The sequence below is a fragment of the Streptomyces sp. NPDC003284 genome, assembly GCF_053589675.1.
In genome coordinates, this window is record NZ_JBSFSI010000010.1 from 253,531 (window position 1) to 274,790 (window position 21,260).

At 72.1% G+C, this 21,260-nt stretch carries 13 protein-coding genes; 3 read left to right on the forward strand and 10 right to left on the reverse strand.

The window, feature by feature from the left end:
* Positions 1 to 228 precede the first annotated feature (228 nt).
* The 3 genes from ACWDYF_RS22505 to ACWDYF_RS22515 form a co-directional block, all read right to left on the reverse strand.
* On the reverse strand, positions 229 to 5,163 hold the full coding sequence (locus tag ACWDYF_RS22505; RefSeq protein WP_389465794.1) for an NAD-glutamate dehydrogenase: 4,935 nt from the start codon (positions 5,161 to 5,163) through the stop codon (positions 229 to 231).
* Between the two features lie 507 nt (positions 5,164 to 5,670).
* Positions 5,671 to 6,339, reverse strand: coding sequence for an HAD family hydrolase (locus ACWDYF_RS22510; RefSeq protein WP_389465791.1), 669 nt, complete (start codon positions 6,337 to 6,339; stop codon positions 5,671 to 5,673).
* Between the two features lie 103 nt (positions 6,340 to 6,442).
* On the reverse strand, positions 6,443 to 6,946 hold the full coding sequence (locus ACWDYF_RS22515; RefSeq protein ID WP_037897328.1) for a DUF6912 family protein: 504 nt from the start codon (positions 6,944 to 6,946) through the stop codon (positions 6,443 to 6,445).
* A gap of 381 nt (positions 6,947 to 7,327) precedes the next feature.
* On the opposite strand from ACWDYF_RS22515, the gene ACWDYF_RS22520 reads away from it, so the two are divergent.
* Positions 7,328 to 8,017: an Rv3235 family protein gene (locus tag ACWDYF_RS22520; RefSeq protein WP_389465788.1), complete on the forward strand. Its 690-nt coding sequence runs from the start codon at positions 7,328 to 7,330 to the stop codon at positions 8,015 to 8,017.
* Between the two features lie 429 nt (positions 8,018 to 8,446).
* Here ACWDYF_RS22520 and secA read toward each other — a convergent pair whose 3' ends face one another.
* Positions 8,447 to 11,263 (reverse strand): preprotein translocase subunit SecA, encoded by a 2,817-nt coding sequence (gene secA / locus ACWDYF_RS22525; protein WP_381740576.1) that lies wholly within the window; start codon positions 11,261 to 11,263, stop codon positions 8,447 to 8,449.
* Between the two features lie 273 nt (positions 11,264 to 11,536).
* Between secA and ACWDYF_RS22530 the strand changes: the two genes are divergently transcribed.
* Entirely contained in the window at positions 11,537 to 12,127 is a 591-nt protein-coding gene (locus tag ACWDYF_RS22530) for a GNAT family N-acetyltransferase (protein WP_381740575.1), read from the forward strand.
* Between the two features lie 48 nt (positions 12,128 to 12,175).
* Complete coding sequence (locus ACWDYF_RS22535) at positions 12,176 to 13,363, forward strand: winged helix-turn-helix domain-containing protein (protein ID WP_389465783.1); 1,188 nt, start codon at positions 12,176 to 12,178, stop codon at positions 13,361 to 13,363.
* A 113-nt stretch (positions 13,364 to 13,476) separates the two neighbouring features.
* Here the strand turns inward: ACWDYF_RS22535 and ACWDYF_RS22540 are convergent, their stop codons facing one another.
* From ACWDYF_RS22540 to mtrA, 6 genes are all read right to left on the reverse strand, one after another.
* Entirely contained in the window at positions 13,477 to 14,223 is a 747-nt protein-coding gene (locus ACWDYF_RS22540; RefSeq protein ID WP_018565489.1) for a response regulator, read from the reverse strand.
* 229 nt (positions 14,224 to 14,452) lie between these two features.
* On the reverse strand, positions 14,453 to 15,145 hold the full coding sequence (hpf, locus tag ACWDYF_RS22545; protein WP_018565488.1) for a ribosome hibernation-promoting factor, HPF/YfiA family: 693 nt from the start codon (positions 15,143 to 15,145) through the stop codon (positions 14,453 to 14,455).
* 256 nt (positions 15,146 to 15,401) lie between these two features.
* On the reverse strand, positions 15,402 to 16,301 hold the full coding sequence (locus ACWDYF_RS22550) for a ComF family protein (protein WP_389465778.1): 900 nt from the start codon (positions 16,299 to 16,301) through the stop codon (positions 15,402 to 15,404).
* 207 nt (positions 16,302 to 16,508) lie between these two features.
* Positions 16,509 to 18,350 carry an LpqB family beta-propeller domain-containing protein gene (locus ACWDYF_RS22555; protein ID WP_389465775.1) on the reverse strand — a complete coding sequence of 614 codons (1,842 nt, stop codon included), beginning with the start codon at positions 18,348 to 18,350 and terminating at the stop codon, positions 16,509 to 16,511.
* A complete protein-coding gene (mtrB, locus tag ACWDYF_RS22560) occupies positions 18,340 to 20,454 on the reverse strand; it encodes an MtrAB system histidine kinase MtrB (protein WP_389465772.1) in 2,115 nt (704 codons plus the stop codon). The genes ACWDYF_RS22555 and mtrB overlap by 11 nt, the downstream gene beginning before the upstream one ends.
* Before the next feature lies 1 nt (position 20,455).
* Complete coding sequence (mtrA, locus tag ACWDYF_RS22565; RefSeq protein ID WP_009188938.1) at positions 20,456 to 21,145, reverse strand: two-component system response regulator MtrA; 690 nt, start codon at positions 21,143 to 21,145, stop codon at positions 20,456 to 20,458.
* Positions 21,146 to 21,260: the final 115 nt, after the last annotated feature.

Consider the following 21,260-nt stretch of genomic DNA (forward strand, 5'->3'; position numbering starts at 1 on the left):
AAGGACCGGGGCGCGGTGGGCGGCGGAGGCGGTGTACCGGGCGCGTTTCACCATCACGCGCGCAACTTTAACCGAATGATCCCGATTAGCCGGAAAGGGTACCGGGCGCCGTACGGCGTTTCCCGGCCCGGCGGAACGAGGCCCCCGGAGGGGCCGGAGAGGCCCGGACGACGCGAGGGCGCCCCGGGCCGTGCGGCCCGGGGCGCCCTCGTACAACGGCGGTGTGCGCTACGAGTGGGTGCGCAGCAGGGTCCGCATCGTCCGCATGGCCACCGAGAGGTTGGCCAGGTCGAACGCGTCCGAACCGCGGATCTCCTCCAGGGTGGTGCGGGCCCGGGAGAGGATCGCCGCGTTCTTCTCGTCCCACACCTCGAAGCGCTGCCCCGGCGTGGCGGCGCCGTCGCCCACGGCGAGGACGTCGGCCGTCAGCGCCGCGTGCGCCGCGTACAGGTCCTCGCGGATCGCCGCGCGGGCCATGGACTGCCAGCGGTCCTCCCGCGGCAGCTCGATGATGCGGTCCATCAGCTGGGTGATGGCGAGCCGGTCGGCCAGGTCGTAGTACACCTCGGCGACGTCCATCGGGTCCCGGCCCATGCGGTCGGCCACCGAGACGATGTCGAGCGCCGGGAAGGCGGAGGAGAACCCGGCCACCCGCGCGGCCAGTTCGTCCGGCACACCGGCCGCGGACAGCTCGTCGTAGACCTGCTGGTACCACTCCTGGTCCGCGCCCTTGAGCAGCTTGGGCAGCTGCGCCCACACCTGCTCGACCCGGTCGGCGAAGAACTCCACCGTCTCGCCGAGCTGGAGCGGCTGCGGCCGGTTGTTCAGCAGCCAGCGGGTGCCGCGCTCGACCAGGCGGCGCGAGTGCAGCCGGATACGGGTCTGGACGTCGGCCTCGACCTGGTTGTCCAGCGCCTCGACCGCGTCCCACACCGGTGCCGAGCGGAAGATCGCGCGGGCCACGGTCTGCGCCCGGACGATCTCCTCCAGCGACGCCCCGGTCTCCTCGCGCAGCCGGTGCAGATACGTCGTACCACCGGTGTTGACCGTGTCGTTGACCAGGACGGTCGTGGTGATCTCGCGGTTCAGCGGGTGGTGGTCGATCTGCTCCTCGAACCGCTCGCGCAGCTGGGTCGGGAAGTAGGTGTGCAGCAGCCCGCGCAGATACGGGTCGTCGGGCAGCGAGGTGTGCAGCAGCTCCTCGGCGACGGTGATCTTCGTGTACGCCAGCAGGACGGCCGTCTCCGGACCGGTCAGGCCGTGTCCGGCGGCCAGCCGCTCGCGGATCTGGCGGTCGGTGGGCAGGAACTCCAGCGCCCGGTCCAGATGGCCCTCGCGCACCAGGTGCTTCATGAAGCGCTGCTGGGCGTGGACCATGTCCTTGGACTGGGCGAGGGCGTTGGCGATCGCCGTGTTCTGCGCGTAGTTGTTGCGCAGCACCAGCGCGCCGACCTCGTCGGTCATCTCCGCCAGCAGCTTGTTGCGCTGCTTGACGGTCATGTCGCCGTCGGTGACCAGCCCGTTGAGCAGGACCTTGATGTTCACCTCGTGGTCGGAGGTGTCCACGCCCGCGCTGTTGTCGATGGCGTCGGTGTTGACCCGGCCGCCGGTCTGCGCGAACTCGATCCGGCCGAGCTGGGTGCAGCCCAGGTTGCCGCCCTCGCCGACGACCCGGACCCGCAGGTCGCGGCCGTCGACCCGGATGGCGTCGTTGGCCTTGTCGCCGACGTCCGTGTTGGACTCGGTGGACGCCTTGACGTACGTGCCGATGCCGCCGTTCCACAGCAGGTCCACCGGGGCCGTGAGGATGGCCCGCATCAGGTCGGCCGGGGTCATCTTGGTGACGCCGTCCTCGATGCCCAGCGCCTCGCGGATGTGCGCGTTGACCGGGACGGACTTCAGCGTGCGCGGGAAGATCCCGCCGCCGGCCGACAGCAGCGCGGTGTCGTAGTCGGCCCAGCTGGAGCGCGGCAGGTCGAACAGGCGGCGCCGCTCGGCGTAGCCGGTGGCCGCGTCCGGGTTCGGGTCGATGAAGATGTGCCGGTGGTCGAAGGCGGCGACCAGGCGGATGTGCTCGCTGAGCAGCATGCCGTTGCCGAACACGTCGCCGGACATGTCGCCGATGCCGACGACCGTGAAGTCCTGCGACTGGGTGTCGACGTCCAGCTCGCGGAAGTGCCGCTTGACCGACTCCCAGGCACCGCGGGCGGTGATGCCCATGCCCTTGTGGTCGTAGCCCGCGGAGCCGCCGGAGGCGAAGGCGTCGCCGAGCCAGAAGTCGTAGGACTCGGCGACCTCGTTGGCGATGTCCGAGAACGTCGCCGTGCCCTTGTCGGCCGCGACCACCAGGTAGGTGTCGTCGCCGTCGTGGCGGACCACGTCCCGCGGGGGCACGACCTCGCCCGCCACCATGTTGTCGGTGATGTCGAGCAGCGCCGAGATGAACGTCCGGTAGCTGGCGATGCCCTCGGCCAGCCAGGCGTCCCGGTCCACGGACGGGTCCGGGAGTTGCTTGGCGACGAAGCCGCCCTTGGCGCCGACCGGCACGATCACGGTGTTCTTCACCATCTGCGCCTTGACCAGGCCCAGGATCTCGGTGCGGAAGTCCTCGCGCCGGTCGGACCAGCGCAGACCGCCGCGGGCGACCTTGCCGAAGCGCAGGTGCACGCCCTCCACCCGCGGCGAGTACACCCAGATCTCGTACGCCGGGCGCGGCGCGGGCAGGTCCGGGATGGCCTGCGGGTCGAACTTCATGGAGACGTAGTCGTGCGGGCGGCCGGCCGCGCTCTCCTGGAAGAAGTTGGTGCGCAGGGTCGCCTTGATGACGGTGAGGAAGGAGCGCAGGATGCGGTCCTCGTCGAGGGAGGCCACCTGGTCCAGGGCCGCGTCCAGCTCTTCGAGCAGGGCGTCGACCAGCTCGTGGCCCGCGCGCTGCCGCTCGGGCGCCATCCGCGCCTCGAACAGGGAGACCAGCAGCCGGGTGGTGTGGACGTTGTTGCGGAGGGTGTCCTCCATGTAGTCCTGGCTGAAGGTGGAGCCCGCCTGGCGCAGGTACTTCGCGTAGGCGCGCAGCACCATGGCCTGGCGCCAGCCCAGTCCGGCGCTCAGCACCAGCGCGTTGAACCCGTCGTTCTCCGCCTTGCCGGTCCAGGCGGCGGCGAAGGCGTCCTGGAAGCGCTCGCGGGCGTCGTCGGCGAGGTAGTCGCCGCCGCCCGCGGGCGCCTTGGGCATGCGCAGACCGAAGTCGTAGATCCAGGCCGTCGTGCGGTCCGCGCAGCGCAGCTCGTAGGGCCGCTCGTCGGTGACCTCCACGCCGAGCCGGCTGAGCACCGGCAGCACCTGCGAGAGGGAGACCGAGCCGCCCTTCTGGTAGATCTTGAAACGGCGCTCCTCGGGGGCGGCGCCGACCGGCTCGTACAGGCTGAGCGCGAACGTCTTGTCGTCGTCGAGCTGCTCCAGGTTGACCAGGTCGGCGACGGCGGCGCGCGGGCTGTGGTCGGCCTTGTAGCCCTCGGGGAAGGCGGCGGCGTAGTGGCGCAGCAGCTCGGCGGCGCGCTCCTCGCCCAGCTCGGCGGTGAGCGCCTCGGCGAAGGCGTCGGCCCAGGAGCGGGCGGCCTCCACCAGCCGGGCCTCGATGCGCTCCTTGTCGACGTCGGACAGCTCGGGCAGCTCGGTGCCCTGCGGGACGCGGACCACGAAGTGCAGCCGGGACAGGATCGATTCGGTGTTCCAGGCCGTGAAGTCGACGCTGGTGCCGCCCAGCTCCTCCTTCAGGATGTCGATGATCCGCAGGCGCACGCCGGTGGTGTAGCGGTCGCGCGGGAGGTAGACCAGCGCCGAGTAGTAGCGGCCGTACTCGTCCTGGCGCAGGTACAGCCGGAGCCGGCGGCGCTCCTGGAGGTAGAGCACGGAGGTGGCGATCGCCTGGAGCTCGGCGACCGGCGTCTGGAACAGCTCGTCGCGCGGGTAGGTCTCCAGGATCTGGGTGAGGTCGCGCCCGTCGTGGCTGTTGGGCGAGAAGCCGGCGAGGTCGAGGACCTCCTCCACCTTGCGGCGGATCACCGGCACCCGGCGCACCGACTCGGTGTACGCGGCGGACGAGAACAGGCCCAGGAAGCGGCGCTCCCCGATCACCTCGCCGTTCGCGTCGAACTTCTTGACGCCGATGTAGTCCAGGTAGGACGGCCGGTGGACGGTGGCCCGGCTGTTGGCCTTGGTCAGCACGAGCAGCTTGTGCTCGCGGGCCTTGGCGCGGGCGTCGGCGGGCAGCCGCTCGAAGGACGGGCTGACCGGGTGGCTGTCCTCGCCCGCGTGCGGCGGGTCCGATCGCAGTATGCCCAGACCGGTGCCGGGCACCGCGGCCAGGGAGTCGTCGCCGTGCAGCTCGTACTCGCGGTAGCCGAGGAAGGTGAAGTGGTCGGCGGAGAGCCAGCGCAGCAGCTCGCGGGCCTCCTCGACCTGCTGTCCGGGCAGGTCGGCGGGGACCGGCTCGTCGGGCAGGCCCTCGGCGATGCGGATGGCCGCGTCGCGCATCTTCTCCCAGTCCTCGACGGCCTCGCGGACGTCGGACAGGACGCGCAGCAGATCGGCGGTGATCTGCTTGAGGTCGGACCGGTCGGTCTCGCGGTCGATCTCGACGTGGATCCAGGACTCGATGTGCGCGTCGTGCGGCAGCGGCTCACCGGCAGGCGCGGCGGGCAGTACCTCCAGCAGCCTGCCGGTCACGTCGCGGCGGACGACGACCTGCGGGTGGACGACGACGTGGATGCCGCGGCCCTGGCGGGTCAGCTCGTTGGTGACCGAGTCGACGAGGAAGGGCATGTCGTCGGTGACGACCTCGACCACGGAGTGGCTGCACGTCCAGCCGTTCTCCTCGACGGTCGGGGTGTGCACCCGGACGTTGGCCGTCCCCTGCGGGCGGTTCTCGGCCAGCCGGTAGTGCGAGAAAGCGGCTCCGAAGACGTCGACCGGGTCGCGGTCCGCGAGGTCCTCGGGTGCGGTGTGCAGGTAGTAGCGCTGGAGGAAGGCGAGCACACAGTCCCGGTCCGGGGTGCCCTCGCCCGTCATCCCGGCCGGGAGGTGCCCCCCGGCCGGACTGTTCTCAGCTACCCGAACGGCCCTTTCGAGCAACTCGGCCTTGGCTTCGTCCAGCTTGGTCTGCATTGTCCTCTGGCTCCTGTCGCGCGCCGTTGCGTGACGTTGAAGGAAGTACGGTCTCGGCCCTTCCGGCGTGACGTCGCGGTCCGGGGTGTCCGGACCTTTCCGACGCTATGCCGAGAGGTGAGAAGAGCGGGGGGTTATCGGCCAACTTCGACGCGTCCGTGGAGTGTGACGCTGCTCTCGCCCGCGCCGCGGCCGGGCATCGGCCCGGCGTCCTGGAGGCGCGGGGGTACACGAAGGCCCCGGCCGACCCGCGAGGACCAGCGACCGCCGCCCGGTCACGGATGTGGTCCGTGCACTCCGGGCGCAGAGCGGAGGCGAGCGCGCCCCCGCGAACTATCGCGCTGATCACGCCACCAGGCTATCGCTCTTCACGGGTGCCCCGTCATGAGCCGTATGTGTACAAAACCGGGGGTGGAACTTTGACGTTCTGCACAGGGACAGACGGGACGGGAGGTGCGTGCCGCCGCCGCCCGGCGCCCGGTCACCTTCCGGCGCCGCCGGGCGCCCTCAGGCGGCGAGGCGCTGCGCCTCGGCGACCGCCTCCCGGAGGGTGTCCACCACCGGGACGCCGACGCCCTCCAGACTGGCCCGGCTGTGCGACCCGCCCGTGTACAGCACCGCCCGCGCCCCCGCGTGCCGCGCGGCCAGCGCGTCGTCGGCCGCGTCGCCGATCACCACCGTGCGCGCCGGGTCGACGTCCTCGGCGAGCGCGCCCAGGTGCCGCACCATGTGCTCGGCCTTGCTGCCGCCGGAGGGTCCGGTCCGGCCCGCCACGCGTATGAAGTGCGTCTCTATCCCGAAGCCCCGCACCAGCGGGACCAGGTCCTCGTGCCCGTACATGCTGAGGATCGACTGGCTGTGCCCGGCCGACGCCCAGCCCGTGAGCAGCTCCACCGCGCCGTCGGCCAGCCGGCAGCGGGCCCGGTGCTCGGTGTAGTGCCGGTGGAAGGTGTCGTCCATGACCTGCCACTCGGCGTCCGTGGGCAGCCGCCCCATCAGCCGCTCGTAGAACTTCGGCACCGGCACGCAGTACAGCGCCCGGTAGCGCTCCAGCGTGATCGGCTCCAGGCCCAGCTCGGCGAAGGCCGCGTTCGTCGCCCCGATGATCGCGTCGTTGTCGTGGAACAGCGTGCCGTTCCAGTCCCAGACGATGTGCGCTCCCGACTGCATCCCCATACCGAAGAACGTACCCGCCGCCACTGACAACGGGCACGGGGCGGGGGCAACGGGCACGGGGCGGGGGCGGGGCGGACCATCTGGTCCGGGCGGTCCGCCCGGCTCAGATCAGGTTCGGGATCTCCTGCGTGGCGTACCAGAGCAGCTCGTGGTCCTCGGCGCCGTCGACGACGAACTGCGCGTCGTCGTCGCCGGTGTCCGCCGCGCCCAGGGCCCCGGCCGCCGCGGTCACGTCCGCCACCGCGTCGTCCGCGTCGACGTGCACCGCCGCCGCCTTGGCCAGCGGTACGGTCCCGGTCACCGTGACCTCGCCGAGCGCGGCGGGGTCCAGGCCCCGGTCGGGGTCGGCGCTCGCCGCGCGGTCGGGGACGTCCACGGCCACCACGACCCGGCGGCGCGGCGCCTGCGGGTCCAGGGCCAGCAGCCGCAGCGAGGCCAGTGCCGCCCGGTTCAGCGCGGCGTACTCCAGCTCCTCCAGGTCGTCGGAGACGTACCACTCGCGCAGCGCGGGGGTCACGGCGTAGGCGACGAGCGGTTCCGGTCCCAGCTCCCCGGCCGTGTGGGCCGCGGCGAGCCCGGGGAGGGTCAGGGGGACGTAGACGCGCATGGCCGGCCGCTCTCTCGGTGGGATGAAGGTCCGCAGGGCGCCGGGAGCCGGTGGGAGGGCCACCCGGACGGCCTTCAGGATACGTGCGGAGGCCCCCTTTCGTGTCCCCGGCCGCACCCTCCGGGGCGTCCACCGCGCGCCCCGCGCTTCACCCGGTGCACCCCTGTTCCGCCGCGCCGTTACGGGGGCCCGTCCGCCCAAGTTCACCCGGACAGGTGAAACCGGCACACCGTCGACCCGCGCGGAACCTTCCTTGCTCCCCCGCGACGGGTCCCGTACAAGGTCCCCAGCAGGAAGTTACTGCTCGGTACTGCGGGCTCGCACCGACCGGCGGCCCGCGTTCCACGGCGCACAGCCAGAGCACACCGAGAACGGGGACGCATGAACAAGGTCATGACCAGGGCGCAGCGCCGCCCCGGCACCCGCCCGCCCGGCCGCCGCGACGCCCGCCGCCCCGGCGGCACCCCGCCGCGCACACCGGGCGGCAGCCCGGCACGCACCGCGAGCGACGGCCGCCCGCCGGGTTCCCCCCGGGGCACCGGCCCCGCCCGCACCGGCCCCACCGACAACCGCCCGCCCACCGCACCGGCCACGCGCCGGACCGCCCCGCACCACAGCACCGCCGACGCCCGTCCACCGGCCGCATCCGGGCGCGCCGGGCTTCCCGGGGACAGCGGGGGCGTCCCGGAACGGGAGCGCGCCGCCGCGTCGGCTCTCGCGGCCGCTCCCGCCACCACCGACCTCTTCGCCGACCGGCTCCTGGCCGTACTGAGCGGCCTGCGCCCCGTCCACTGGATGCTCCGGCACACCGCCGGCCAGGCCTACGACGAACTCGTCCGCCTCGCCGCACACGGCCCCCTGCGGGCCCGCGGCGCCCATCCCGTCGTCCGCGACATCGGCTACTTCGAGCCCCGGCCCGGCGCCCTGGAGGTCTTCGCCCGCATCGGCGCCGGTCCCCAACTGCGCGCCCTGGCCTTCCGCCTCGAACGCGGCCGGGACCGCCGCTGGCGCTGCACCGCCGTGGAACTGGCCCTCCCCCGCGGCCCACGCCCACGCCCACGGGAGGAGTGACAGAGCCCGAGAAGCGGGGGCGGCCCGGAACGGCAGCGGGCCGGAGGCCCCGACGGGGCGCAGCAGGGGCACAACAGGGGCACAGCAGGGCCGGATGAGCCCACCAAGTCCCTGAGACGGCCCGGAAAGCCCGAGGATGCCCCGAGTCCTCCCCGAGCCCCCGAGCCCCTCCGGGGTCCCCCGGCACAGCCCACAGCCGCTCACAGGCCCGCCTGAGGCCCCGCCCACCGGCACACCGCCGGGCGGGCGGGAGGCGGGCAGGCGGACCAGCCCGCCGCCGAGCTCCGTGGGGCGGGCCGGGCGTCGGCCAGGCATCCCACCGGGCCCCGTGCCCGCGTGCGCCCCGCCGGGCGCACGCCGAAGGGCCGGGCACCGAACCGTGCCCGGCCCTTCGGTCGGATGCCGCTCCCCGGAGACAGGGAGCCGCTGTCACTTCTTGCGGCGACGGCCGCCCTTCGCCTGCTTGCGGCGCTCCGCGCGCGTGAGACCGTCCGACTCGGAGCGGACCGGCTCGTCGTCGCTGGCGAACTCGCCCTCGACGACACCGCCCTCCCCGTCCACGGTCGGCGCGGAGAAGTGGAGGTCACGCCGCTGCGGCGCGTCCAGCCCCTTCGCGCGGATCTCCGGGCGGGCGCCCGCCTGCGCGGGCACCGCGTCCTGCGGCGCCTTCTCCAGGGACGGCGCCGCCTCCTCGACGGGGACCTCCTCGACCTGCTGCTCGACCTGGACCTCCAGGTTGAACAGGTAGCCGACGGACTCCTCCTTGATGCCGTCCATCATCGCGGAGAACATGTCGAAGCCCTCGCGCTGGTACTCGACCAGCGGGTCCTTCTGCGCCATCGCGCGCAGGCCGATGCCCTCCTGGAGGTAGTCCATCTCGTAGAGGTGCTCGCGCCACTTGCGGTCCAGGACCGACAGGACCACGCGGCGCTCCAGCTCACGCATGATCTCGGAGCCGAGCTGCGTCTCGCGCGTCTCGTACTGCTCGTGGATGTCGTCCTTGATGGAGTCGCCGATGAACTCGGCCGTCAGGCCCGCACGGTCACCGGCCGCCTCCTCCAGCTCCTCGACGGTGATCTTCACCGGGTAGAGCTGCTTGAACGCGCCCCACAGCCGGTCCAGGTCCCAGTCCTCCGGGAAGCCCTCGGCGGTCTCCGCCTGCACATAGGCGTCGATGGTGTCGTCCATGAAGTGCTGCACCTGCTCGTGCAGGTCCTCGCCCTCCAGGACGCGGCGGCGCTCGCCGTAGATGACCTCGCGCTGCCGGTTGAGGACCTCGTCGTACTTCAGGACGTTCTTACGGGTCTCGAAGTTCTGCTGCTCGACCTGCGACTGGGCGGAGGCGATCGCGCGGGTGACCATCTTGTTCTCGATGGGCACGTCGTCGGGGACGTTCGCCATGGACATCACGCGCTCGACCATCTGCGCCTTGAACAGACGCATCAGGTCGTCGCCCAGGGAGAGGTAGAAGCGGGACTCGCCCGGGTCGCCCTGACGGCCGGAACGACCGCGCAGCTGGTTGTCGATACGGCGCGACTCGTGCCGCTCGGTGCCCAGCACATAGAGGCCGCCGAGCTTCTCGACCTCTTCCTTCTCCGCCTTGACGGCCTGCTCGGCCTTCTCCAGGGCGGCGGGCAGCGCCGCGGCCCACTCCTCGATGTGCTCCTCGGGGTCGAGGCCGCGCTGGCGCAGCTCCGCCTCGGCGAGGTCCTCGGGGTTGCCGCCGAGCTTGATGTCCGTACCGCGGCCGGCCATGTTGGTGGCCACGGTGACGGCACCCTTGCGGCCGGCCTGGGCGACGATGGACGCCTCCCGCTCGTGGTGCTTGGCGTTGAGCACCTCGTGCTGCACGCCGCGCTTGCTGAGCTGCTGCGAGAGGTACTCGGACTTCTCGACCGAGGTGGTGCCGACCAGGATCGGCTGGCCCTTCTCGTGCTTCTCCGCGATGTCGTCGACGACCGCCTCGAACTTGGCGACCTCGGTGCGGTAGATCAGGTCGGACTGGTCCTTGCGGACCATCGGCCGGTTGGTCGGGATCGGGACCACGCCGAGCTTGTAGATCTGGTGGAACTCGGCGGCCTCGGTCATCGCCGTACCGGTCATGCCGGAGAGCTTGTTGTAGAGGCGGAAGAAGTTCTGCAGGGTGATCGTGGCGAGGGTCTGGTTCTCGTCCTTGATGTCCACCCCTTCCTTCGCCTCGATCGCCTGGTGCATGCCCTCGTTGTAGCGGCGGCCGGCGAGGATACGGCCGGTGTGCTCGTCGACGATCATGACCTCGCCGTCGATGACGACGTAGTCCTTGTCCTTCTTGAACAGTTCCTTCGCCTTGATGGCGTTGTTCAGATAACCGACGAGCGGGGTGTTCACCGACTCGTAGAGGTTGTCGATGCCCAGCCAGTCCTCGACCTTGGAGACGCCGGACTCGTGGATGGCGACGGTGCGCTTCTTCTCGTCGACGTCGTAGTCGCCGGTCTCCTCGACGCCCTTGAGCGGGTTGCCCGCCTCGCCCTTCTTCAGGCGCGTGACGAGCTTGGCGAAGTCGCCGTACCACTTGGTGGCCTGGTCGGCCGGGCCGGAGATGATCAGCGGCGTACGGGCCTCGTCGACGAGGATGGAGTCGACCTCGTCGACGATGGCGAAGTTGTGGCCGCGCTGGACCAGTTCGTCCTTCGCCCAGGCCATGTTGTCGCGCAGGTAGTCGAAGCCGAACTCGTTGTTCGTGCCGTAGGTGATGTCGCAGCCGTACTGCTCGCGGCGCTGGGCCGGCGTCATGTTGGCGAGGATGCAGCCCACGTCCAGGCCGAGGAACTTGTGGACGCGGCCCATCATCTCGGAGTCGCGCTCGGCCAGGTAGTCGTTGACCGTGACGATGTGGACGCCGTCGCCGGACAGGGCGTTCAGATAGGCGGGCAGGGTGCCGACGAGCGTCTTGCCCTCACCCGTCTTCATCTCGGCGACATACCCCATGTGCAGGGCGGCGCCGCCCATCAGCTGCACGTCGTAGTGCCGCTGGCCCAGGACGCGCTTGGCCGCCTCGCGTACGGTGGCGAACGCCTCGGGCAGCAGGTCCTCCAGGCTCTCGCCGTCGGCGTACCGCTGCTTGTACTCATCGGTGAGGGCCCGCAGCTCGGCGTCGGAGAGGTCGACGAAGTCCTCTTCGATGGAGTTGACCTGGCCCGCGATGCGGTGCAGCTTGCGCAGGATCTTGCCTTCGCCTGCACGCATGATCTTCGAGAGGACGGACACGGGGGTTGGTCTCCTTGCCGGTCGGGCCTGGGACGGTCGGTTTCCATTGGCTTGGCTGAGCAACGGCCATCGTATGCGAGGACCCGGCCCAGCCGGGAGGGCCTGCCGCGAGGGCACTCCTCCACTGTGCCCCGCGCCGCCTCCACAGGGAACAACGGACGGGAGCCGCGGATGGTGCCGCGCCCGCCCCGGGATGTGCGCGAACCGTGACCGCCCGATCACCGCGCGGGAAACACGATGGCGCCCCCCGCGGCCCGCGAGCAGAATCGGCCGATGGAACCCGTCATCCTGACCACCGCCCGTCTCGTCCTGCGCACCGTCGGGTCCAAGGACACCGACGCGGTGTACGCCGCGGCGCTCGACCCGGACATCCAGCGCTGGACCACGGTCCCCTCCCCCTATCAGTACGAGGACGCGCGCGGCTTCACCGAGCGGATCGCGCCCGACGGCTGGGCGGACGACTCGATGTTCACCTTCGGGCTCTTCCTGCCCGCGCCCGGCGACAGCCTGGTGGGCATGCTCGGCATCACCCGGCGCGCCCCGGGCACGGCCGAGGTCGGCTTCTGGGGCACCAGGGAGCACCGCGGCAACGGCTATGTCTCCGAGGCGGTCCGCGCCACCGCCCGCTGGGCCTTCGCGCACCTGGCCGTGGACCGCCTGGAGTGGCGCGCCGAGGTCGGCAACACCGCCTCCCGCGCGGTCGCCGAGCGGACCGGTTTCACCGTCGAGGGCACCCTGCGCGCGGCGCTCGACAACAAGGGCGTACGGCGGGACTGCTGGGTGGGCTCCCTGCTCCCCTCCGACCTGGGGCTGCCCGCGACGGCTCCCTATGTGCCCGCCCCTGCCCGGTCCTCCGGCGGATGACGCCCAGGCCGGGGCGGGCTGTCAGTGGCAGGCCCTATCGTGCGGTCCATGACGAGCGTCCCGCGCCCCATCGCCGATCTGTCGGCCGACGAAGCCCGCCGTATCGCCCTGCGCGCCCAGGGCCTCCTCGGCGCCCCCGACCGGAGGTCCGGTGTGCGGGGCGTGCTGCGCCATCTCGGCGCGGTCCAGCTGGACACCATCTCGGTGCTCGCCCGTTCCCACGAGCTGATCCCCTACGCCCGGCTCGGCGCGGTGGGCCGCACCACCGTGGAGCAGGCCTACTGGACCGGCACCCACGCCTTCGAGTACTGGTCGCACGCCGCGTGCGTCCTGCCCATCGAGGAGTGGCCGCACTTCGCCTTCCGCCGCCGCGCCTACCGGGGCCGCCCGCACTGGAACCACCGGCTGCCCGGCGGCACCTACGACCAGGTGATCAAGCAGCTGACCACCGAAGGCCCGCTGACGGCGACCGAGTTGGGCGGCGCCAAGCGGACCAGCGACTGGTGGGACTGGTCGGGGACCAAGGTCGCCGTCGAGCGCGCCCTGATGTACGGGGAGGTGGTCTGCGTCGAGCGCCGCGGCTGGAAGCGGGTGTACGACCTGGCCGAGCGCGCCGTCCCCGCCGACCTGCTCCACGACGAGCTGGACGACACCGAGTGCCTGCGCCGCCTGGTCGGGCTGGCCGGCCGGTCCCTGGGCGTGGGCACGCGCGCGGACATCGCCGACTACCACCGGCTCAAGGGCGACCAGGTCGACGCGGTGATCGCGGACTCGGGTCTGGTCCCGGTCACGGTCGAGGGCTGGGGCAGGGCCGCCTGGGCGGACCCGGAGGCCCTGGCGACCCCGCCGCGCGGCCGGCACCGCACCACTCTGCTGTCCCCGTTCGACTCGCTGATCTGGGACCGGGCGCGCACCGAGCGGATCTTCGGCTTCACCCACCGCCTGGAGGCGTACGTCCCCAAGCCCAAGCGGGTGCACGGCTACTTCGCGATGCCGGTGCTGGCGGGCGGCCGGCTGGTCGGGCGTGTCGACCCGGCCCGCGAGGGCCGCACGCTGGTGGCCAGGCAGGTCACCCTGGACGGCCCCAAGGCGGTCCCCGCGGTGGCCCAGGCGCTGGTCGAGGCGGCGGGCTGGGTGGGCATCACGGACGTGCGCGTGGAGCGGGTGGACGCCCCGGAGCTGCGCGAACCCCTCACCCAGGAGGTGAGCCGGGCGCTGGCCGCGGCCCTGCGCTGACCGCTCGCACGGAGAGAGGCGGCCGACAGCGGTGCCGAACGGGGCGGCAGGCGGCGGGCGGGAGGGACGACCGGGGCGGGGAGACACGGGGCTGGGAGAGGAAGCGCGGCGGCTCAGCGGATCTCCAGGATCTTCTCCCGCATCGCGTACACCACCGCTTCCATCCGGGAGTGCAGCTGGAGCTTCTCCAGGATGTTGCGGACGTGGTTCTTCACGGTGTTCTCGGAGATGAACAACTCCTTGGCGATGTCCCGGTTGTTCATTCCCGTCGCCACCAGCTTGAGGACCTCGAGCTCCCGGTCGGTCAGCCGGGGGGCGGGCACGAGACGGCGCTCGTCGGTGCGCTGGATCATCGACTTGAACTCGGTGAGCAGCTTGGACGCCATGGACGGGCTGATCTGCGACTGCCCGTCGGCCACCGCGCGGATCGCGGTGGACACCTCGTCCGTGGAGATCTCCTTGAGGAGATATCCGGTCGCGCCCGCCTTGATCGCGTCGTAGAGGTCGGCCTCCTCGTCGCTGATCGTCAGCATGATGATCTTCGCGCTGGGGGCGACCTCCTTGATGGAGGTGCACGCCTCGATCCCGCCGCGCCGGGGCATCCGCACGTCCATCAGGACGATGTCGGGCAGCAGGTCGGCGGCCTTGTCCACGGCCTCCGCGCCGTCGCCCGCCTCGCCGACGACCTGGATGTCCTCCTCGGCGGCGAGCACGATCTCCAGGCCGCGGCGGAAGAGGGCGTGGTCGTCGACCACCAGGACCCTGATCGGCTCCGCACGGGACGGGCCCGTGTCCGGACCCATGCCGACGGCGCCGCGGTCGGCGTCCTCGTCCCGCATCGGTCCGAAGCTGTCCGTCATCGTTGTTCCTCCCCCTGAGGCTGTGGCCCGGTGTGGGGTGCCGTGGCTGGCCAACCCGAGGCAACGGCCCAGCCGTTGGGCCGTTGCGGCCATGATTCCATGCTCGGCGCCCCCCGCGGTGACCGAGCGAGGCGCGAGGGGGTCGCACGTCGGTGCCCCCGGGGGCGCACACGCGCACTCCGGGGGCACCGGCCCGGCTGTGTCCGCCGGAGCGGGACGGGGCGGGTGGTCAGCCGCCCAGCATGCCGCCCGCCTCGGGCGAGTTCTCCACCGCCACCATCGTGTCGGTCCTGAGGTGGATCACGCCGTAGTCGTAGGCGTGCCGCCGGTAGACCACGCTCGGTTCCTTGGTCTCCGAGTCGACGAACAGGTAGAAGTCGTGCCCGACCAGCTCCATCTCGTAAAGAGCCTGGTCGAGGGTCATCGGAGCGGCGAGGTGGGTCTTCTCGCGGACCACGAGCGGGCCGTCGCCCTGCACCTCCAGCGAGCCCACCCTCTTCGTCGGCACGTGGTCAGCGGCCTCCTCGGCGGCGGTCTGCCCGCTGCCGTTGAGCGCGGCCACACCCGGCACGCGGTCGGGGACCTCGGACGCCGGGATCCGCCGCGCACCGCGCCGGGAGAAACGCTTGTCGTGCTGCTTGCGCAGCAGCGCGTGCAGCTTCTCCGCCGCGAGGTCGAGTGCCGCGTACGGGTCGCTGGCCGCCGCCTCCGCCCTGACCACCGGACCGCGGGAGCGGAGCGTGATCTCCACTCGGTCGCAACGGTCGGCCTGCCGGGGGTTGGGCTCCTTGGACACCTCGACGTCGAGGCTGATCACCTTGCCGTCGAGCTTCTGGATCTTCTCCAGGTTCAGCTTCTCGGCCACGTGCTTGCGGAACCGGTCGGGCACCTCTGTCTTGCGGCCCTTGACGACGATGTCCACGCAGAACTCCGTTCCCGGATCGCTCCGCTTCGACGGCGGAGCATCTCCCTTTCGCACCCGGTTCCGGTCAGGTCCGGAACCTCGGACTCGGTGACGTCCACCTCCCCTTCCCCGCGTGCGAGATCTCCACCCTGCCGATACGGGGAGATTGCGAAAAAGCGCAAACTCGCGGCACGGCATTCGGATATGACGGGAACGGCCTGCGCCTTTCCCTCACACCCCGAACATATCTCGCCGGGTGGGATGGCGTCACCCTCTACCGCGGTGTACCTCCATCCAGGTGAATTGACCCTGTCATTACCTGCAACGATGCGTCTCCGCTGTCAGTTCCTTCTATTTCGAAGGAATCCGGTGGAGCGGCGACGACGGCCGCGCAGATCACGTCACCGCTTGCGCCGGCATCCGCCAATTCGGATGTGCCGTACAACGGGTTCCCCTCCTTCCGCCGTGTTACCGGCTTCCGTTCCTCCATCCCTTCCCGGACCCGCGCCGTGTACACGGCCGACCTCACCGCGCGCGCCGCCTCCGTCAGCGAGGCACCCGTCGTCATCAGGTCGTCGACCAGCACGACGGGCCCTTCCAGGAGCAGCGGGCCGCCGCCCGGGACCGTCCGCAGCGCACCGGCGAGGTTCGCCTGCCGCTGCCGGGAGCCGAGCGCCGACTGGTCGGCCACGGCGCGCCGCTGCCGCAGCACGGTGAGCGTCCGGGCCGGCAGTCCCGAACGGCGCAGCTCACCGGCGGCCGCCAGCGCGATCCGCCGCACCGGATCGTGCCCCCGGGCCCGCACGGCGCCCCGCGCGGAGGGCACCGGCACCAGCAGCACCGGTCTGGTGCCGCCCCGGACCGGGTCCCGGGTCCCGGCCGCGCGCAGCCCGGACCGCACGGCGCCCGCCAGCGCCGCGCCCAGTGGTCCGGCCAGGGCCAGCGCTCCCCTTTCCTTGTGGGCGAGGAGAGCCGCCCTGACCTCGTCCGCGTACGGAGCGGCCGCGTGCACGGGCGGCAGACCGCGCGGCGCCGGGTCCGGCCGCACCCGGCCCGGCGCGGCCCGGCCGAGAGCCGCACGGCACCGGGGGCAGAGCACCGTGCGCGGCCTGCCGCAGCCTCCGCACTCGGTCGGCAGTACCAGGTCGGTGAGGTCCCGCCACCACCTGCGCATACATCCACTGTGCCGAGGCGGCGCCGCGTCGGCCACCCCTGTGGACAACGGGGCGCGACGCCCTGTGGACAACCCCTACGACGCCGGGCAGGGCTTCACCCGCACGAGTGAAGGCCCCGGCCCAAGAAGGGACCGGGACCGGGGTCGGGGCCCGGGGCCCGGAGGCCGGAGGCCGGAGGAAAGCCGTACTCACCTCGAAGCCGAGACTCACCCGGGATAGACGGGCTCCGCCCCCTCCTTGACCACCTTCTGCCACTGCGCCACGGACGACATCCGCACCAGCCCGTCCGCTTCCGAGTAGGCCACCAGCGGCAGCCGCTCGTCCTCGGACGCGGCGATGGAGCGCACCCCGGTGAGCGCGGCGGGCGCGGGGACGTCCGGCGTGGAGCCGTCGACCTGCACGTACCGCATGGTCTGCACACCGCCCTGCTCGCGTCCGGCGACCACGAGGCGGCTGTCGCCCGCCCAGGACATGGCGGTGACATCCTCCATGTCGGGGGCCGCCGACCGCAGTTCGAGCACCGCGACCGCGGACCGCCCATCGGCCTTGGCATCCCGTTCGATCCGCCCGATGAGCAGGGACTTGGTGTGGTCCTTGTGCTCCACGAGCAGGGCGATGCGCACACCGTCGGCGGCGACCCGCACCGCGTCGATGCGTCCGTCGAGACCGGGGACGGCCACCCCGACCGGCTGGCCGGTGCCCTGCTCCAGCACCATCAGCCGCGGCCGGGCCGGATCGCGGTCGGCCACCCACAGGTCGCCGCGCGCGTCCCAGCTCGGCGGTGTCAGCCGGTCGTTCTCCGTCTTGCCGTTGCTCCGCAGCACCGGCGTACCGAGCGCGCCGCCCTGCTCCAGCGGCCCGACGAACAGTTCCCTGCGGTCGTTGCTGACCCCGGCGGCGCTGCGCTCGTCCCATGCCACCGCCGCCGAGCCGAGCCGCTGGACGCCCTCGCCCAGGGCGCCCGGCACCGGTTCGACGGTCGTCCCGGAGCTGGCGCCGGGGATCCGCACCAGCCGGCGCTTGTCGTCGAGGAAGTACAGGTACTCGGGCCGCTTCACCGGCCCGCGGGTGGCCACGGTGCGGGCCCGGTCCGCGCCGAGCGTGCACAGCGTGCTCCCGTCGGCGCGCTGCAACGCCACCGTCTCCACGGTCGGCGTGAGGTTCTGCACCGTGTACAGCACCTGCGCGGCCATCTCCCAGCAGCGTTCGCCGCCGACGCCGGACGCCTTGGCGTTCAGCGGCACGGTCAGCCGGTTCTGGTCGTCGGGCGCCAGCCCGGTGACGTCCTTGCGCAGCGCCGTCCCGGTCGGGAAGCTCGACCTGACCACCCGGTCCAGCCAGCGGGTCGGGCCGGTGAGCACCGAGCGGACCACCTGGGTCATGGCGTCGACGCGCTGCCGTACGTACACGGGATCGGCGACGGCCGTGGCCGGTCTCCCGACGCCGCCCGGCGTGTTCGAGGCGAAGTAGTACTTGTTGACGGGCATGTAGTTGCGCTGGAAGTCCGAGCGGCCCATGAGGACCCCCTGCGGCGGCGTGTCGATGCGCCACTGCCCGGACTTCCTGTCGCGCGTCAGGTGCACCGCCTGGCTGTAGCGGCCGTCCAGCGGTGCGTACGACTGCTGCTCGTCCACCCGGGCGACCTTGCTGCCGGTGAGCGTGAACGCGTAGTCGCCGGTGTCCTCGTGCGCCGTGGCCCGGTCGACCTCGATGTCCCATCCGTCGGCGAGCACGGTCGTGGACGTCTCGGGCCGCCACTGCCGCGCGGCCGTCGTCGTCAGATACTGCCGGGCCGTCGCGTACTGCGGGTCGTCGCTGGTCAGCGCCTCAAGGAAGCCCTGCACGATCTCGGACGGCGGTGCGTTGTCCCTGGGAGGCATGGCGAACACCCGTACCTCGGTGTCCTGGCGCGGCGTGGACTCCACGTCCCGCAGGTCGCCGTTGTCGGGCATCGAGGCGCACCCCGCGAGCAGGACAACCCCCCAGGCGGCGCACACCAGCGCACGCATCCGCCGACGCCGCGCGCCCCCCTCGCGGTCAGCGCCCACGAAATGCCTCCCCTTGCTCCTTCGCGGCCCCGGGCCCGGCGCCCTCCGGGCTCGCGGCCCCGCCCGCACGTTCCTCGGCCGGCCGCTCCACGGCGGACGTCCCCGCCTCCGGCGCCGACGCGGTGGTGTCCTGCCGCCGTGTGCCCGAGGCGGGCCGCGGCACCACGCGCGCGCCGTTGCCCGGCAGCGCGGTCGGATCGGCGGTGGGGGCCGCCACGGGCGACCGGGCCGCTATCGGGTCCCGGCTCTGTCCCGCGCAGCGCTCCGCGGTCGGCTGGGCGGGCACGGTGGCCCGCTTCGCGGCGCGGCCCGCACCGGCCGCGTCGCGGCCGCTGTTGCGCCGCGAGTCCTTGGGCTCCAGCGGTATCGGCGAACCTCGCAGCGGCTCGTCGGCCGTCCTGGGCAGCGTCAGCCGGAACTGCGAACCGCCGCCCGGCTCGCCCCACGCCTGGAGCCAGCCGCCGTGCAGCCGGGCGTCCTCCAGGGCGATCGACAGCCCCAGACCCGTACCGCCGGTGGTACGCGCGCGTGCCGGGTCGGCCCGCCAGAAGCGGCTGAAGACGCGGGTCGCCTCACCCGGCTTGAGCCCGACGCCGTAGTCGCGCACCGCGACGGCGACCGCGCCGCCCGCGGTGCCCAGCCGGACGACGACGTCCCGCCCCTCGCCGTGCTCGACGGCGTTGACGACCAGATTGCGCAGGACGCGCTCCACCCGCCGGGCGTCGACCTCGGCGACGACGGGCTGCTGGTCGCCGGTGACGCGTATGCAGGTGCCCTTGCGGTCCGCGAGCGGCTCGGCGCCGCTGACCACGCGCCGCACGACCTCGCGCAGGTCGACCGGTTCCGCCTCCAGGGCCGCGGCGCCCGCGTCGAAGCGGCTGATCTCCAGCAGGTCGGCGAGCAGCGACTCGAACCGGTCCACCTGGTCGAGCAGCAGTTCCGCCGACCGCGCCGTGACCGGGTCGAAGTCCTCGCGCGCCTCATGGATGACGTCGGCGGCCATCCGTACGGTCGTCAGCGGTGTCCGCAGTTCGTGCGAGACGTCGGAGACGAACCGGCGCTGCATCCGGGACAGGTCCTCCAGCTGGTTGATCTTCAGCTGGAGGTTCTGCGCCATCTTGTTGAACGCCTCACCCAGACGGGCGATGTCGTCCTCGCCGGTGACCTTCATCCGCTCCTGGAGCCGCCCGGCCGACAGCCGCTCGGCGATCCCGGCGGCCATGCGCACCGGCGTCACCACCTGGCGCACCACGAGCCAAGCGATCGCGCCGAGCAAGACGACGACGAAGAGCCCGGCCGTGGCCAGCGTCCCCTTGACCAGGCCGAGCGACTTCTCCTCCTGGGTGAGCGGGAAGAGGTAGTACAGCTGGTACGGGTCGCCGTTGGGGTCGTTGACCTGCTTGCCGATGACCAGGGCGGGCTGGGGCACCTTGTCGGCGTCCTTGTAGACGATGCGCGTGTAGCTCTGTGCGGCGGTCATGCTGCCGTTGATCCGGGCACGCAGGTCCTCCGGGACGCTCACGGTCGGATCCACCTGGCCGGAGGCGCGCGGACCGCGCCCGCCGACGCTCTCCTCGCCCGCGGGCAGCGTCACCACGTCGAAGGCGCCCTGGCCGCCGCTGGAGAGCGAGGAGACCAGTTCGCTCATCCAGGAGATGACGTTCTGCGAGGCGTGCCCGTCAGCGGGCGTGCCGGCGGCATCGTCCCCGGCGCCGCTCGCGGCCTCGTCGGCCCGCTGCTTGGCGACCGCGAACCCGCCCGTCGCCTGGCTCTGCGACGCCTTGACCTTGGCGTCGAGCAGACCGTTACGGACCTGGCCGATGACGACGAAGCCCAGCAGCAGCACGACACCCAGCGACATCAGCAGGGTGGTGGCGACGACCTTGAGCTGGATGTTGCGCCGCCACAGGCGCATGACGGGCAGCAGCGGCCTGCGCACCCAGCGCATCAGCAGCCGCAGCACCGGGCTGCCCTGCACACCGCCGTGCAGCAGCCCGCCCTCCAGGAGGCGTCGCCAGCGGGAACCCGCGCCCTTCCGGCCGACAGGCCGCTCCGCGCGGGTCCCGGTCCGTCCGGGCGCCGAAGCGGCACTGTCCCCGGACATCTCAGCTCGGTCCGGCCTTGTAGCCGACACCACGGACGGTCACCACGATCTCCGGCTTCTCCGGGTCCTTCTCGACCTTGGAACGCAGCCGCTGGACATGCACGTTCACCAGGCGGGTGTCCGCCGCGTGGCGGTAGCCCCACACCTGCTCCAGGAGCACCTCGCGGGTGAACACCTGCCACGGCTTGCGGGCGAGCGCGACCAGCAGGTCGAACTCCAGCGGGGTCAGCGCGATCGACTGCCCGTCCCGCTTCACGGAGTGCCCGGCCACATCGATGACCAGGTCACCGATGGCGAGCTGCTCGGGAGCGGGCTCCTCCGAGCGCCGCAGCCGCGCCCGGATCCGGGCGACCAGCTCCTTCGGCTTGAACGGCTTGACGATGTAGTCGTCGGCCCCGGACTCCAGGCCCACGACGACATCGACGGTGTCGCTCTTGGCGGTCAGCATCACGATCGGCACGCCGGACTCGGCCCTGATCAGGCGGCAGACCTCGATGCCGTCCCGGCCGGGCAGCATCAGGTCGAGCAGCACCAGATCGGGCTTGGCCTCCCGGAAAGCGGCCAGCGCCTTGTCGCCGTCAGCCACGAACGACGGCTCGAAACCCTCACCACGCAGCACGATCCCGAGCATCTCGGCCAGTGCGGTGTCGTCGTCGACGACAAGGACTCGTCCCTTCATAAACGACATCATCCCATTCTCGTAACGGTGGCGAAGATCCAGGTGAGACAGCTCACTGGCCTGTGACGATAGTCGTACGGAGCCGTCACTGTCTGCCCGCGTCCCGGGAACGGGCACCGCACGAGCC